The 16,448-nt window shown below is 53.4% G+C and carries 12 protein-coding genes and 1 pseudogene; 6 read left to right on the top strand and 7 right to left on the bottom strand.

Annotated features, from left to right (window positions below; all coding sequences use genetic code 11):
• Positions 1-30: 30 nt before the first annotated feature.
• The 6 genes and pseudogenes from fhuB to hrpB form a co-directional block, all read right to left on the bottom strand.
• Positions 31-2,013 (bottom strand): Fe(3+)-hydroxamate ABC transporter permease FhuB, encoded by a 1,983-nt coding sequence (gene fhuB, locus BHE85_RS17080; protein ID WP_000044048.1) that lies wholly within the window; start codon positions 2,011-2,013, stop codon positions 31-33.
• A complete protein-coding gene (fhuD, locus tag BHE85_RS17075; protein ID WP_000015988.1) occupies positions 2,010-2,900 on the bottom strand; it encodes a Fe(3+)-hydroxamate ABC transporter substrate-binding protein FhuD in 891 nt (296 codons plus the stop codon). The genes fhuB and fhuD overlap by 4 nt, the downstream gene beginning before the upstream one ends.
• Positions 2,900-3,697 carry a Fe3+-hydroxamate ABC transporter ATP-binding protein FhuC gene (gene fhuC / locus BHE85_RS17070; protein WP_004980668.1) on the bottom strand — a complete coding sequence of 266 codons (798 nt, stop codon included), beginning with the start codon at positions 3,695-3,697 and terminating at the stop codon, positions 2,900-2,902. Before fhuC ends, fhuD begins: the two co-directional genes overlap by 1 nt.
• Before the next feature lie 50 nt (positions 3,698-3,747).
• Positions 3,748-5,937, bottom strand: a complete 2,190-nt coding sequence (gene fhuA, locus BHE85_RS17065; RefSeq protein ID WP_000124381.1) for a ferrichrome porin FhuA — start codon at positions 5,935-5,937, stop codon at positions 3,748-3,750.
• 219 nt (positions 5,938-6,156) lie between these two features.
• Positions 6,157-8,679: a bifunctional glycosyl transferase/transpeptidase gene (gene mrcB / locus BHE85_RS17060; protein ID WP_000918142.1), complete on the bottom strand. Its 2,523-nt coding sequence runs from the start codon at positions 8,677-8,679 to the stop codon at positions 6,157-6,159.
• A gap of 195 nt (positions 8,680-8,874) precedes the next feature.
• Positions 8,875-11,303 (bottom strand): annotated as a pseudogene (hrpB, locus tag BHE85_RS17055) (ATP-dependent helicase HrpB).
• Between the two features lie 73 nt (positions 11,304-11,376).
• On the opposite strand from hrpB, the gene thpR reads away from it, so the two are divergent.
• From thpR to folK, 6 genes are all read left to right on the top strand, one after another.
• Entirely contained in the window at positions 11,377-11,907 is a 531-nt protein-coding gene (thpR, locus tag BHE85_RS17050) for an RNA 2',3'-cyclic phosphodiesterase (RefSeq protein ID WP_001294699.1), read from the top strand.
• Positions 11,908-11,921: 14 nt separating this feature from the next.
• Entirely contained in the window at positions 11,922-12,626 is a 705-nt protein-coding gene (sfsA, locus tag BHE85_RS17045; protein ID WP_000396019.1) for a DNA/RNA nuclease SfsA, read from the top strand.
• Between the two features lie 177 nt (positions 12,627-12,803).
• Positions 12,804-13,259 carry an RNA polymerase-binding protein DksA gene (dksA, locus tag BHE85_RS17040; RefSeq protein ID WP_001155227.1) on the top strand — a complete coding sequence of 152 codons (456 nt, stop codon included), beginning with the start codon at positions 12,804-12,806 and terminating at the stop codon, positions 13,257-13,259.
• Positions 13,260-13,325: 66 nt separating this feature from the next.
• Positions 13,326-14,222: a tRNA glutamyl-Q(34) synthetase GluQRS gene (gene gluQRS / locus BHE85_RS17035; protein ID WP_039063971.1), complete on the top strand. Its 897-nt coding sequence runs from the start codon at positions 13,326-13,328 to the stop codon at positions 14,220-14,222.
• Positions 14,223-14,281: 59 nt separating this feature from the next.
• Entirely contained in the window at positions 14,282-15,679 is a 1,398-nt protein-coding gene (gene pcnB / locus BHE85_RS17030) for a polynucleotide adenylyltransferase PcnB (protein ID WP_010723084.1), read from the top strand.
• Positions 15,676-16,155 carry a 2-amino-4-hydroxy-6-hydroxymethyldihydropteridine diphosphokinase gene (folK, locus tag BHE85_RS17025; protein WP_000215122.1) on the top strand — a complete coding sequence of 160 codons (480 nt, stop codon included), beginning with the start codon at positions 15,676-15,678 and terminating at the stop codon, positions 16,153-16,155. The genes pcnB and folK overlap by 4 nt, the downstream gene beginning before the upstream one ends.
• A gap of 146 nt (positions 16,156-16,301) precedes the next feature.
• Here the strand turns inward: folK and BHE85_RS17020 are convergent.
• Positions 16,302-16,448, bottom strand: a 147-nt coding sequence (locus BHE85_RS17020) for an IS1 family transposase (protein ID WP_001437028.1), incomplete at its 5' end; no start/stop codon positions are given.

Below are 16,448 nucleotides of genomic sequence, written 5' to 3'. Positions count from 1 at the left end.
TTTTGCTCGCCCACCGGGCGAGGCACTCAATTAACGGCTCTGCTTTCTCAACAAATAGATAAAATATGGCGCGCCGATAAAGGTCGACAGCAGCCCCGCCGGGATCTGGAATGGAAACAGCACCATCCGCCCACACCAGTCAGCGAATACCAGCAGTAAACCACCCACCAGCGCCGAAATTACGATGTGTGGCATCGTCCGTCGAAAACCCATCATCCGCGCAATATGCGGTGCCATTAAACCAACAAAACTCAACGGTCCAATAGTCATCGTCGAGGTCGCCGTCAGGCAAGCCGCTAACAGCAGCAGCGCAATTCGCGTCGGCGTCAGCGCCATTCCCACAGCTCGTGCGGTATCACCGCCCAGAGGTAAAATGGTCAGCCAGCGGCGGTACAGCGGGGTAATCGCCAGCAAAATCACCATCACAATTCCGGTACGCCAGACCTGCGCATCGGTGGCGTTGTAGGTCGAACCAGAGATCCAGGTGAGCACTTGCGCCATTCGCGGGTCACCACTCGCCTGCAACATCATTAAAAGCATGGTGAATGCGGTACTTAACGCCATCCCCGCCAGTAACATGCGGTGTGGGGAAAATCCACCGCGCCCGGCGGCGATCATAATAATCAACAGCGTCACCGCGGCACCGATACTTCCCGCGGGTAACAGCCAGCCAAAAGCATTACCCGGTACCAGAAACAGCATCAGTACCACGCCAAACGCTGCGCCGGAGCTAATCCCCAGCACTTCCGGGCTTGCCATCGGGTTGCCGGTCAGTCGCTGAATAATACAGCCCGCCACCGCCAGCATGACGCCCGCAAATAGCGCCGCCATAATTCGCGGCCAGCGCCAGGGCATTAAATCATCGAGCAACGCCCCGCTCGCCCACATCCAGCCGTGCGCATCACGACCAAACGACAGCGCCACCACCACAGCCATCAACAGCAGCACGCCGCCCGCGAGGGCAAACGCCAGCACATGTTGGCGTTCAGCCGCGACACGATCGTTGACCTTCATATCCGGCGCGCTAATGCTGCGTAAACGCGGCAACAGCCACAGTAGCAGCGGCGCACCGATCAACGCAGTGACCGAACCGGTGGACACTTCCATCCACACGCGAGTCAGCCAGAGGATGATTTGATCGGAAAGCCAGAGGATCAGCGCACCAATCAACGACGCCAGCATCAGTCGCGGCAGCAGACGCCGCGCCCCCAGCATTTTTGCCAGCAACGGCGCAAACAACCCGATAAAGCCGATAATCCCCACCGCGTTCACCAGCAGCGCACTGATGACAATCGCCAGCGACAGCGCCGCCAGACGCGCGAGCGACAAGGCCAGCCCGAGATTGCGCGCCACGCCATCATCAAGCCCCATCAGGGTTAACGGGCGAAGTAGCAGCAACGTCAGCATCACACCGCCCAGCAACTGCGGCCATAAACGCTCAACACCGCCCCAGTCGGTTTGCGTCAGCGTTCCGGTGCTCCACAGGAACATGCTTTGCAGTTGGTCATGGTGGAAGATAACCAGTAACTGATTGATTGCCCCACAATAAAGGCTCACTACCAGCCCCGCGAGGATCAGCGTTACCGGCGAAAGCCGTTTCCCCCACGCGACGCCAAAGACGATTAAGCCAACAACGCAAGCGCCCGCCAGCGCAGCAAACTGACTCGCCATCGCCCCTGGGATCGCCCAGAGCGTAGTGACGGTAATCCCCAGTTGCGCGCCTGTAGCAACGCCAAGTGTCGTCGGTTCCGCCAGCGGATTACGCAGCACTTGCTGAAACAGCACGCCCACCAGCCCCAGGCCTGCGCCCACCAGCAGCGAAATCGCCAGACGCGGCAGCAAGCTGTAGTGAAAAATCATCTGCTCGATGACGTCAATATCCGGCGACCAGGCGGCCTGCGCCCACTGGCTACGCGGCAGCGCCTGCGAAAAGTTCATCCAGGTCAGCGCCGTAGCGACAATCACCAGCAGCGCCAGCAATAACGCCGGGAAAAGCGCAATTCGTTTACTCACGCTTTACCTCCGATGGCGTTATCCAGAACGCGCACAAAGTGCATTGCCGAGAGCGTCGCACCATAAAACCAGACTGCGGGTACGCGCTGAAAGCGTCCGGCGCGGACAAACGGCATGGCCTGCCACAGCGGGGTTGCCATTAGCGCATCCATGTCTTTGCTGTTGTCGTGATCAAAACAGAGCACATCAACGTCTTTATACGCTGCCAGACGATCGATACTGACGGCGGTACTGCCCCAGAAGTTGGTTTCCCCTTGCCAGGCATTTGGGATGCCGTACTCATCAAGAATTTCCTGGAACAAGCTGTTTGGACCGAAGACCAACATATGGCGCGGATCGATAAGCGTCGTCAGCAATAACGGGCGTGCACCACGCTTCACAAAGCGGGGTTTCATGCTGCGGATAAAGTCTTCATATTGCGCTAAATGCGTTTCTGCTGCGCTTTGCAGGTTAAGTAAATCTGCCATTTCCGTCAGTGATTTACGCGCCATCGCCAGCGGCTGTTTGCCGTCGCTGAAGTTAAATCCACGCCCCGGCGCAATACGTGCCAGCATTTCTGCTGAAGGGCCATATCCTGCCGACCAGACCATAAACGACGGTTTCATTTCGGTCAGCAGTTCAAGGTTAGGTTCTGTGCGCAAACCGACGTCGATCACTGAGTCCGGCAATGGTGGTTCGCTGACCCACAGGCGATAGTTGATGGTATCCGCTACGCCGTAAGGCACGATGCCGAGCGCCAGCAGTAATTCCACCGGCAACCACTCCAGCGCCACAATACGATTGGGATCAATAGCCGCCGCGTGGGCGGTATTCATCTGCCATAACAACGGAGAAAGCGCCATCGCCGTTAACAGTCGACGGCGCGAAATAAGAGGTAAGCCGCTCATCAATAAACAAAACTCACAGGTGCAGCACCCGCCGGATGCGGCAAAATACCCATCGGGATGCCATAAATCATTTCGAGGGTATCGCCGCGCATAATTTCCGCAGGCGTTCCCTGAGCAATCATTTCACCACCGCGCAGGGCGACCAGATAATCACAGTAGCGTGCCGCCATATTGATATCGTGCAACACGGCAATGACCGTCAGGCCACGCTCCTGACTTAAACGGTGCACCAGCGCCAGCACATCAACCTGGTGGGCGATATCCAGCGCCGAGGTCGGTTCGTCGAGCAACAGACAACGGCTATCCTGCGCCACCAGCATGGCGATCCACGCCCGCTGACGTTCGCCGCCAGAGAGACTATCAACCAGCCGATGCGCCAGCGGTTTTAAGCCAACCAGCGAGATAGCTTCCTCGACTTTTTCGCGATCTGCCGCCCCAAAGCGCCCCAGCGCGCCATGCCACGGGTAACGACCAATCGCCACCAGTTCACGCACGGTCATCCCTTCTGCCGGAGGAAGCTGCTGCGGCAAATAAGCCACTTTGCGGGCAAACGCTTTGCTGCTCCAGCTTTCCAGCGGCTGGGCATCAAGAAGAATCTCCCCTTCTGACGGAGGCTGATGACGGCCAAGCATTTTGAGCAGAGTGGATTTACTAGAACCGTTGTGACCAATCAGACCGGTCACTTTCCCGGCAGGAAAGGTTAACGACAGCGGATGCAAAAGCGTGCGCCCGGGCACACGAAAGGAGATATTACGCAGTGCAAAAGTGGTATCGGAATGATTCGTGTATTCCTGCATAACAGCCAACTTGTGAAATGGGCACGGAAATCCGTGCCCCAAAAGAGAAATTAGAAACGGAAGGTTGCGGTTGCAACGACCTGACGTTCTGCGCCCCAGAAGCAGCCATAAGTCTGGAAGCAACTGGCAACATACTCACGATCGAGCAAATTGTTGACGTTCACAGCAAGGCTGGATCCCGCCATACCAAAGCGTGCCAGATCATATTTTACAACAGCATCCATTACAGCTGCGCTACCCACTTTAAAAGTGTTTGCCGGATCACCATAGCTGGAACCAATAAAACGACCACCTGTTCCCAATGTTAAACCAGAAAGCGGCCCTTCATTGAAGGTATAATCCCCCCAGAGAGATGCCATATGCTCCGGTACTTGTTCTGGAGTTTTACCTTTGAGATTGGTGTCTTTGGTGTATTCCGCATCGGTGTAGGTATAAGAAGCCGTCAAGTTAATATTGGCATTTAACGCCGCTTTTGCTTCAAGTTCCACACCACGAGCGCGAATCTCACCTGCTGGGACTTGCGCTAATGGGTTTGTTGGGTCTGCTGTCAGGTTATTTGTTTTCGTCAATTGATAGACTGCGCCCGTAACAACGACCGGCATATCATTCGGAACATATTTTACGCCAGCTTCATACTGTTCACCTTTCGATGGCTTATAGGAAATGCGTGGGTTGCTCCACAGATCGAAAGCACTCGGTTCAAAGGACTGGCTATAGCTAAAGTAAGGTGAAATACCATTATCGAATAAGTAATTTACACCACCGCGCCAGGTGAACTGATGATCATTGCGCTCAATATAACCTTCAGTCGGCGTATAAGAGTTTTCACGAACAGTGGTCGCTTGCTTAGACCAATCGTAGCGTCCCCCCAGAGTGAATACCCATTTATTCCATTCCGCCTGATCCTGAACATAAATACCTGTTTGTTTGCTTTCATTCATCTGGTATGGCTCTGCGCTACCAAATGCAAAGTATTCAGGGTGATATTTGTTATAAAGATCGATGGATGGTGCGGATCCAAAGCTGGCATTGATATCATTACGCATCCGCATGAAGTCTACCCCTGTCAGCAAAGTATGCTCGACGTCACCTGTAGCAAACTTACTTTCAAGTTGGGTATCAACGCTAAAGTTTTGTAGACGCTCATTATCCACCACTGTCCCGCGGTTTAGGGTATGACCATCACCAGCAATCCCTGTGCCATAAACACTTTTCTGTGAGGTTTTCATTTCACTGAAACGCAGATTCTGACGCACGGTGAAGGTGTCATTAAAACCATGTTCAAAACTATATCCCACCATTTTCTGGTTACGGGAGTATGTATTATTCGATGCACCTTCATTGAAGTCAGTCGGTAGACGCTTACCATTAGGCAATGGCTCAACGGTCCCCTCTTTCGGCAACCAACCGTAATAACCCGTTTCTGGTTCATTCTGGAAATAGGACAGGAAAGTAAAATTGGTTTTGTCGTCTGGACGCCATGAGAATGATGGAGCAATGGTATAACGCTGAGATTCAGAGTTTTTCTGCTGTTCGTTTGTTGAGCGAGCGAGGCCCGTCAAACGGTAAGAGAACTCACCGTTATCATCCAGTGCATCACTGAAATCGAATCCGGTCTGAAACAGATTATCCGTCCCCATTTTAAACTGAATTTCTTTCAGGGGTTCAGTGGTCGGACGCTTACTCACCATAGAAATAATCCCACCAGGATTACTTTTTCCATAGAGAACAGACGTCGGCCCACGCATCAGTTCAACCCTCTCGAGCATGTAAGGATCAATCACAGCATCGTTATAAAAGTTGCCCTGAAGTTTTAGTCCATCAAGGTAATTATTTTGATTCAGACCAACAGATGAGAAACCACGAATGATAACAAAATCATATGTATTAGAAGCACCACGACTGCTAACCGTAACGCCAGGTGTATAACCTAATGCTTCTTTTACAGACTGAAATTGATGCATCTGCATCTCTTCATTTGTCACAACCGAAATAGACTGCGGCGTTTTTTCAATTGGTGTATCCGTTTTAGTCGCAGTAGCAGAGTGCTTCGCCGCAATAGTTGCAGCAGGCCCCCATGCGCTTTCTTGCGGCGCAGGTGCAGCGGTAACGGTGATAGTGTCTTCTTTCGGTTCAACCGCTGCCTGTGCATAAACAGACATGCCGCTAACCGCTGTGGCTACTACAACTGCGATTTTACGCAGTGAGTGTTTTGGCTGAGCAGTTTTGGAACGCGCCATTGGTATATCTCTGATGTAAAGTGAATGATAACGTAAACGAGAATGATTATTATAAAGATAAGATAATATTCGAAACGCTGGCGGGTTCGCAAGCGGTACGCAATCTGAGCGTTCCTGAAGGGTTAATAAACAACCAGATGAAAAGAAAGGGTTAATATCTTAGATGGGATGTTATTTTACCGGATGGCAACTCGCCATCCGGTATTTCACGCTTAGATGTTAATTACTACCAAACATATCCTTGATCCAACCGGCTACACCGTCGCTGTCTTTCTGCTCTTGCTGAGCAGGTTGCTGTTGCGGCTGAGAAGACTGATCAAACGGATTGCCTGACGGCTGCTGCTGCATCTCGCTCTGCTGGCACAGCGATTGCGGATCGCTGGTCCAGACCGGCAAGACACGCATGCCACCGCTGCAAACAAAGTTGCCGTCGTAGTCCACGCCCATATCTGCAATATCTTCTGGCGGAACAAGATTCAGCGGCGTTGGCGTCTGGTTAGCCAGATAACGCTGATAAATCGACATTGCCCCGCTGGCTCCATACAGTTTGGTCGGCTGGTTGTTATCACGGCCTGCCCAGGTGATGGTCACCGTGCTGCCGTCAATGCCTGCAAACCAAGTATCTACGTTATTGTTGGTAGTCCCTGTTTTCCCTGCCAGATGCAGGTTCGGGTATTTCGCCCCAAGCTGACGACCCGTACCACGTTGTACCACCTGCTGCATGGTCCATAGTGTCAGATACGCCGCCTGCGCCGGAACAGCGCGTTCTGCCTGCGGGAAGCTCTGATACAGCACCTTGCCATCTTCCGCGATTACCGAACGCAGTGCAGAAAGCGGTGCACGGTTACCACCGCTGGCGATGGTCTGGAACGCCTGCGCCACTTCGATTGGCGTTAAGTTCAACGCCCCCAGCAGCATCGCCGGAACCGGATGCAGCTGATCTTTCGGTACGCCCAGTTTGATCCAGGTATCCGTAACTGCAGGCAGCCCCAGCGCCATCCCCAGATTTACCGTCGGCACGTTCATCGAACGGGTCAACGCATCCACCAGCATCACTCTGCCGCTTTCGCTATAACGACGGTCATCGTTCTGCGGTGACCAGACCAGGCCATTCGGCTGACGCAGCGCGATTGGCGCATCGGCAATCCACGTGTTCAGGCGATAGATTTTCGGCTGGCTTAAAGCCGTCAGATAAGTCGCTGGTTTTGCAAGGGAACCAATCGAACGACGCGCCTGCATCGCACGGTTGTAGCCCGCAAACTGCGGCTCAGAACCTCCCACCATCGCACGAACTTCACCACTAAAGCGGTCGACGACCACAATCGCAGTTTCAAGATCGCTCAACTTACGCTGTTTCTTCAGTGCCGGAATGCCTTCCACGGCGGCTTTTTCTGCCGCGTCCTGGGCCACCGAGTCAAAGGTAGTGAAGATCTTCACGCCGGAGAGATCTTTTACCTTATCGCCCAGTTTTGCCTGCAGCTCCTGACGCACCAGTTGCATAAAGGCTGGCTGAGGAGAGATCACCCCACCGCGCGGCTGAACCCCCAGCGGACGGGCACTCAACATGTCATAGAGTTCTTGATCAATAATCTGTTGCTGTTGCAGCAGACGCAGCACCAGATTACGTCGCTCCAGCGCCAGTTTCGGGTTACGCCACGGGTTGTAGATGGACGCCCCTTTCACCATACCGACTAACAGCGCCTGCTGGTCGAGGCTTAGCTCTTCTACCGGGCGACCAAAGTAATACAAGCTTGCCAGCGGGAAGCCGCGGATTTCGTTGTCGCCGCTCTGACCGAGATACACCTCGTTCATATACAGCTCAAGAATACGGTCTTTGCTGTAACGCGCGTCCATGATCAGCGCCATGTAGGCTTCGTTCGCTTTACGCCAGTAAGAGCGCTCGCTGGAGAGGAACAGGTTTTTCACCAGCTGTTGCGTCAGCGTACTCGCACCCTGCACCGTGCGACCTGCGGTCAGGTTTGCCAGCACCGCACGCCCAATTGAGTAGAGGCTGATCCCATCATGCTCGTAGAAATGGCGGTCTTCTGTCGCCAGCAAAGTATCCACCAGCAAATCAGGGAAACCACTGCGCGGCACAAACAGACGTTGCTCACCGTTTGGCGAGGAGATCATGGTGATCAGACGCGGATCAAGACGGAAAAAGCCGAACTGACGGTTGTTCTCCATATTGACGATGGTCGCCAGATGATCACCATCAAAGGTCAGATGCGCACGCACCTGCCCTTCTTTACTGTCCGGGAAATCAAACGGACGGCGGATCATCTCAATGCTGTTGGCCTGCACGGTAAATTCGCCAGGACGGGTCATTTTCGACACCTGACGATACTGAGTCGCCTCCAGCAGCTTCACCATCTCGTTCTTGCTGATGGTCATATCTGGCTCAAGATTGACCATTCGGCCATAAACTGCTGCAGGCAGTTGCCAGACCTTGCCATCAATACGGCTACGAATTTTTTGATCGAGATAAACGCCGTAAATGGCGATCAGCACGGCAAAAACGATAGCCAGTTTTAGCAGTAGCCATAGCCAGCCGCGTTTGCCACGAGGCTTACGCCCTTTGCCTTTGCCCTTACCTTTGCGCGGCATCGGTTCTTCATCCTCATAGTCATCATAATCGTCGTAATCATCGTCATCTTCGTAACGACGACGGCTTACCTTTTGTTTGACCGGACGCGTCGGTTTCCCTTTGCGTCCAATTGGCTCGCGGTCATTCCCGGCCATGCTTTTTCTCCGCAATATTCAGGCGCAAAAGCCCGATTTTCTGTTCTTCTGTTACAAGACAGAAGAAGATATCTCTCAAAATTTGTGTTCGATCGGTCCCCTCTCCCTTGAGGGAGAGGGTTAGGGTGAGGGTGAACGTGCGCGCTGATGCCCTCACCCCGGCCCTCTCCCACAGGGAGAGGGAGAAAACCAACCTTACGAATACTTTTTCGTCCGTCGCGTCGGTGCAGTATTTGCCGGGTCGTCCGGCCAGACATGTTTGGGATAACGCCCTTTCATCTCTTTTTGCACCTCACGGTACGCTCCTTTCCAGAAGGCGCTCAAATCTCGTGTGATTTGTAATGGACTTTGGGCAGGTGAAAGCAACTCCAGCACCAGCGGCACGCGCCCCTGGGCGATCGTCGGATTGGTGGCCTCGCCAAACATCTCTTGCATTCTCACCGCCAGCGCGGGCGGGTTATCTTCATGATAACGAATGGCGATCCGGCTTCCCGTCGGCACAGTGTAATGCGCAGGCAATTCACTATCCAGACGTTGCTGCATTCCCCAATCAAGTAATCCGCGTAGTGCCTGATAAATGTCGAGTGATTTCAGGCCGCGTAGTGAATGTACGCCAGTCATATGTGGCAGCAGCCACGTTTCCAGCGTCGCCAATAAACTTTCATCATCAACCGCTGGCCAGTCATATTCCGGCAACCACTTTGCGGCGCATAACAAACGCAAGCGTAGCTGTTCCGCTTCCGCCGTCCAGTTGAGCACGCTTAAACCTTTATCACGGATGCCATTAAGCATCGCCTGATGCAACTCGTCTTCCGAGGGTTTCGCCAGCGGCTGCACTTTCACCGTCAGCAGACCGATTTGCAGCCGACGCCAGGCTTTCAGCGTACCTTGCGCGTCATCCCACTCCACAGTGTCAGACTGCTGTACCAGCTGCGGGCAGCGTTGTACTAACTCATCAATATCGACCGCAGCGCCAGTAAAATCCGCGCATCCGGCGAGGCGCTGCCCTGCAATAATAACGGTGCGATCAACCATTCGTGGCGGCTTAGCGCGTCGTCGGCATCGAGCATCGCTCCCATGCCGTTTGCCAGTTGATAGCGTCCATCTTGCCCACGGCGACGAGCAATGCGATCGGCAAACGCCCCGGCAAGTAGCGGCGCGATAAGCGAACTGTCTGCCTCACCGCCACGTACGTTTAAGCGTTTTAACAGTTGCTGACTACGTTGCTGCCAAGCTGGTTGATTGCGCGAAAACGCCACGCCCAGGTCACTATTGCCCATCCGTGGCGGCTCTTCGAGAATGGCGGCAATTTTTGCCGCGGTAGCAGCTTCGTCGTCGTTCTTCGCGCTAACCAGCATTGCCGCTAAACGCGGATCGTTACCCAGCGCTGCCATTTTTTGCCCCTGCGCACTAAGCCGTTCACCCTCCAGCGCCCCCAGCATTTGTAACAGGCGTTTCGCGGCCAGTAGATTCACCGTTGGCGGTTGATCCAGCCAGCTCATCTGCGCCGGATCGCTGCATCCCCATTGCAGTAATTCCATCAGCAAACCGGAAAGATCGCTTTGTAAGATTTCCGGTTCACTTTGCGCGGCAGCGCGTTCTGCTTGTTCTTTGGCGATTAGATGCAGGCAGATACCCGGCTCCAGACGCCCGGCGCGCCCGGCACGCTGCGTCATGGATGCCTGGCTAACGCGTTGAGTAATCAGTCGCGTTAGCCCCGTGCGCGGATCAAAACGCGCCACACGCTCCTGGGCACAATCCACCACCAGACGAATACCTTCGATGGTTAAACTGGTTTCAGCAATATTGGTCGCCAGCACCACTTTGCGCATCCCTTGCGGTGCCGGGAGGATCGCTTTTCGCTGATCGTTCAGCGACAACGCGCCATACAGCGGGCAGAGCAATACATCACTGCCGATGCGCGAAGCCAGTTGTTCCTGCACACGCTGAATTTCTCCGACGCCAGGTAAAAATAACAGTAATGATCCGCTTTCCTGACGCAGCATTTCAGCGGTGGCTACCGCAACGGCATCGTCAAAACGCTGATGCGCGGGCAGCGGTAAATAACGGCGTTCAACCGGAAACGAGCGCCCTTCTGAGATGACGACGGGCGCTTCTGGCAGCATTTGCTGCAAGCGGTCGTTGTCCAGCGTAGCCGACATAATTAGCAGTTTAAGGTCATCACGCAGACCTTGTTGCACATCGAGTAACAGCGCCAACGCCAAATCCGCCTGCAAGCTACGCTCATGAAATTCATCAAGGATCACCAATCCAACACCGCTCAACTCCGGGTCACGCTGGATCATCCGCGTCAGCACGCCTTCGGTAACTACTTCCAGGCGGGTATTCGGCCCGACGCAGTTTTGCGCACGCATCCGGTAGCCAACGGTATCGCCTGGCTTTTCGTTAAGCAGCTCCTCCAGCCGTTGCGCGACGTTACGCGCCGCCAGACGACGCGGCTCCAGCAGGATAATTTTCCCGTTAATGCCGGGATGCGCCAGCAGTTGCAGCGGCAGCCAGGTTGATTTCCCGGCCCCGGTCGGCGCACTTAATAATACCTGCGGCGCACAATCGAGAGCGGTAAGTAATTCAGGTAAAACGGCAGCAACGGGCAACGACGACACAAAACGCTCCAGAGGGTTAACATTCTTCGCGCCACATTGTAGCATCGCGGTAATTCATAACCGAGTGCCTCACATGTCTGAACCGCAACGTCTGTTCTTTGCTATCGACTTACCTGCAGAAATCCGCGAACAGATTATCCACTGGCGCGCCACACACTTCCCACCTGAGGCGGGACGTCCGGTCGCCGCCGATAATTTGCATCTGACTCTGGCATTTTTAGGCGAAGTGAGCGCCGAGAAAGAGAAGGCGCTTTCTCTTTTAGCCGGACGGATTCGTCAACCTGGTTTCACACTCACGCTTGATGACGCCGGACAATGGCTGCGTTCGCGTGTGGTGTGGTTAGGGATGCGTCAGCCGCCACGCGGCTTAATCCAGCTGGCGAATATGCTCCGTTCACAGGCTGCCCGCAGCGGTTGTTTTCAAAGCAATCGTCCGTTTCATCCACATATTACCTTATTGCGCGACGCCAGCGAGGCGGTGACAATCCCGCCGCCAGGTTTTAACTGGTCTTATGCGGTGACGGAGTTCACCCTTTACGCCTCCTCGTTTGCCCGTGGACGCACACGCTACACGCCGCTAAAACGCTGGGCGCTAATGCAATAACAAGGATTGTCGCAATGGAATTCTCTCCCCTTCTACAGCGCGCGACGCTAATTCAGCGTTACAAACGTTTTTTAGCCGATGTGATCACACCCGATGGTCGCGAATTAACGCTACACTGCCCGAATACGGGTGCGATGACCGGTTGTGCAACGCGTGGCGATACCGTCTGGTATTCGACTTCAGACAACACCAAACGGAAATACCCACACACCTGGGAACTAACTCAAAGCCAGAGCGGCGCATTTATTTGCGTCAATACGCTTTGGGCTAACAGGTTGACGAAAGAGGCTATCCTTAATGAATCAATTTCAGAACTGTCAGGCTATAGCTCGCTGAAAAGCGAAGTAAAATATGGCGCAGAACGCAGCCGTATTGACTTTATGTTGCAGGCGGATTCGCGTCCAGACTGCTATATTGAAGTGAAATCGGTTACGTTAGCGGAGAACGAACAGGGATATTTTCCCGATGCGGTCACTGAACGAGGTCAGAAACACCTTCGGGAGTTGATGAACGTAGCGGCTGAAGGCCAGCGTGCGGTTATCTTTTTCGCCGTGCTGCATTCAGCCATTACACGGTTTTCACCCGCGCGCCACATCGATGAGAAATACGCGCAACTATTGTCAGAAGCTCAACAGAGGGGGGTAGAAATTCTGGCTTACAAAGCGGAAATTTCTGCTGAAGGCATGGCTCTTAAAAAATCACTGCCGGTTACATTGTAGTAAAGTAAGTAACTGGTTAATTTACATTCTGGTCGCGTGCGCAAATACGCTTTTCCTCACACAGTTGTCAAGTGTTACGTTTAGATAATTGCTATCCGGAAAAGCATCTGCTATTTATAGCGGCCTCATTTTTCCCCCGAACATGGGGATCGATAGTGCGTGTTAAGGAGAAGCAACATGCAAGAAGGGCAAAACCGTAAAACATCGTCCCTGAGTATTCTCGCCATCGCTGGGGTGGAACCATATCAGGAGAAGCCGGGCGAAGAGTATATGAATGAAGCCCAGCTGGCGCACTTCCGTCGTATTCTGGAAGCATGGCGTAATCAACTCAGGGATGAAGTCGATCGCACCGTTACACATATGCAGGATGAAGCAGCCAACTTCCCGGACCCGGTAGACCGTGCAGCCCAGGAAGAAGAGTTCAGCCTCGAACTGCGTAACCGCGATCGCGAGCGTAAGCTGATCAAAAAGATCGAGAAGACGCTGAAAAAAGTGGAAGACGAAGATTTCGGCTACTGCGAATCCTGCGGTGTTGAAATTGGTATTCGCCGTCTGGAAGCGCGCCCGACAGCCGATCTGTGCATCGACTGCAAAACGCTGGCTGAAATTCGCGAAAAACAGATGGCTGGCTAATTACAGCCGTTCCATCACGTTTACCACAGGCGGGAAATGCTCCCGCCTTATTTTTTGTTCAAAGAGATGACAGACACACAGTATATTGGCCGCTTCGCCCCCTCTCCTTCCGGCGAGCTTCATTTTGGCTCTCTGATCGCCGCGCTCGGCAGCTATTTGCAGGCTCGCGCCCGGCAAGGTCGCTGGCTGGTACGCATAGAAGATATCGACCCGCCTCGTGAAGTTCCCGGTGCCGCAGAAACTATCCTGCGCCAGCTGGAACATTACGGTCTGCACTGGGACGGCGATGTTCTCTGGCAATCGCAACGTCACGACGCCTATCGTGAAGCACTCGCCTGGTTACATGAACAAGGACTAAGTTATTACTGCACCTGTACGCGTGCGCGTATTCAAAGCATTGTCGGTATTTACGACGGTCATTGCCGGGTGTTGCATCATGGACCAGACAACGCCGCAGTGCGTATCCGCCAGCAGCATCCGGTCACGCAATTTACTGACCAGCTGCGCGGCATTATTCACGCCGACGAAAAACTGGCACGGGAAGATTTTATCATTCATCGCCGTGATGGGTTGTTCGCCTACAACCTGGCTGTTGTGGTTGATGATCATTTCCAGGGCGTTACAGAAATAGTGCGTGGGGCTGATCTGATTGAACCAACAGTAAGGCAAATCTCGCTGTACCAGCTTTTTGGCTGGAAAGTGCCAGATTACATTCATCTGCCGCTGGCGCTTAATCCACAAGGCGCTAAACTTTCCAAGCAGAATCATGCGCCTGCGTTGCCGAAAGGCGATCCACGCCCGGTACTAATCACGGCACTTCAATTTCTGGGGCAGCAGGTAGAAGCACACTGGCAGGATTTCAGCGTCGAGCAAATCCTTCAGTCAGCCGTCAAAAACTGGACGCTGACCGCCGTGCCCGAGTCGGCAATTGTAAATTCAACATTCTCAAATGCGTCATGCTGAGCTATGATTAGCCGCTATTTTTTTGTCCTGAATGATGTTTGACACTACCGAGGTGTACTATTTTTACCCGAGTCGCTAATTTTTGCCGCAAGGTGCTAAGCCGCGAGGAAAGCGAGGCTGAACAGGCAGTCGCCCGTCCACAGGTGACGGTGATCCCGCGTGAGCAGCATGCTATTTCCCGCAAAGATATCAGTGAAAATGCCCTGAAGGTAATGTACAGGCTCAATAAAGCGGGATACGAAGCCTGGCTGGTTGGCGGCGGCGTGCGCGACCTGTTACTTGGCAAAAAGCCGAAAGATTTTGACGTAACCACTAACGCCACGCCTGAGCAGGTGCGCAAACTGTTCCGTAACTGCCGCCTTGTGGGTCGCCGTTTCCGTCTGGCTCATGTGATGTTTGGCCCGGAGATTATCGAAGTTGCAACCTTCCGTGGACACCACGAAGGTAACGTCAGCGACCGCACGACCTCCCAACGCGGGCAAAACGGCATGTTGCTGCGCGACAACATTTTCGGCTCCATCGAAGAAGACGCCCAGCGCCGCGATTTCACTATCAACAGCCTGTATTACAGCGTAGCGGATTTTACCGTCCGTGATTACGTTGGCGGCATGAAGGATCTGAAGGACGGCGTTATCCGTCTGATTGGTAACCCGGAAACGCGCTACCGTGAAGATCCGGTACGTATGCTGCGCGCGGTACGTTTTGCCGCCAAATTGGGTATGCGCATCAGCCCGGAAACCGCAGAACCGATCCCTCGCCTCGCTACCCTGCTGAACGATATCCCACCGGCACGCCTGTTTGAAGAATCGCTTAAACTGCTACAAGCGGGCTACGGTTACGAAACCTATAAGCTGTTGTGTGAATATCATCTGTTCCAGCCGCTGTTCCCGACCATTACCCGCTACTTCACGGAAAATGGCGACAGCCCGATGGAGCGGATCATTGAACAGGTGCTGAAGAATACCGATACGCGTATCCATAACGATATGCGCGTGAACCCGGCGTTCTTGTTTGCCGCCATGTTCTGGTACCCACTGCTGGAGACGGCACAGAAGATCGCCCAGGAAAGCGGCCTGACCTATCACGACGCTTTCGCGCTGGCGATGAACGACGTGCTGGACGAAGCCTGCCGTTCACTGGCAATCCCGAAACGTCTGACGACGTTAACCCGCGATATCTGGCAGTTGCAGTTGCGTATGTCCCGTCGTCAGGGTAAACGCGCATGGAAACTGCTGGAGCATCCTAAGTTCCGTGCGGCTTATGACCTGTTGGCCTTGCGAGCTGAAGTTGAACGTAACGCTGAACTGCAGCGTCTGGTGAAATGGTGGGGTGAGTTCCAGGTTTCCGCGCCACCAGATCAAAAAGGGATGCTTAACGAGTTGGATGAAGAGCCGTCACCGCGTCGCCGTACTCGTCGTCCACGCAAACGCGCACCGCGTCGTGAGGGTACCGCATGACAGTGGCGTATATTGCCATAGGCAGCAATCTGGCCTCTCCGCTGGAGCAGGTCAATGCTGCCCTGAAAGCATTAGGCGATATCCCTGAAAGCCACATTCTTGCCGTTTCTTCGTTTTACCGCACTCCACCGCTGGGGCCGCAAGATCAACCCGATTACCTCAACGCCGCCGTGGCGCTTGAAACTTCGCTCGCCCCGGAAGAGTTACTCAACCATACACAGCGCATAGAACTGCAACAGGATCGTGTTCGTAAAGCTGAACGCTGGGGACCACGCACGCTGGATCTCGATATCATGCTGTTTGGTAATGAAGTGATAAATACCGAACGCCTGACCGTTCCGCACTACGATATGAAGAATCGTGGATTTATGCTGTGGCCGCTGTTTGAGATTGCACCGGAGCTGGCGTTTCCTGATGGGGAGACGTTGCGTGAAGTCTTACATACAAGAGCATTTGACGAATTAAGCAAATGGTAATTTATTTATATTACGAATATAAATATTTTCTGAAAATCATACATCCTCTCTTTCCTTAATAAAAATTTTAGTTTAAACATTTTTGCAGAAACATAATATAAATTCCCGCAGATAAATATCAATCCCATCGCGGTAATGACTCCAACTTACTGATAGTGTTTTATGTTCAGATAATGCCCGATGACCTTGTCATGCAGCTCCACCGATTTTGAGAACGACAGTGACTTCCGTCCCAGCCTTGCCAGATGTTGTCTCAGATTCAGATTATGTCGCTCAATGCGCTGAGTGTAACG

Source organism: Shigella sp. FC1567 (assembly GCF_001743015.1).
In the GTDB taxonomy this organism is placed as follows: Bacteria; Pseudomonadota; Gammaproteobacteria; order Enterobacterales; family Enterobacteriaceae; genus Escherichia; species Escherichia coli.
The sequence above is the reverse complement of the archived record's forward strand: the minus strand, read 5'-3'. Positions and strand labels throughout refer to the sequence as shown.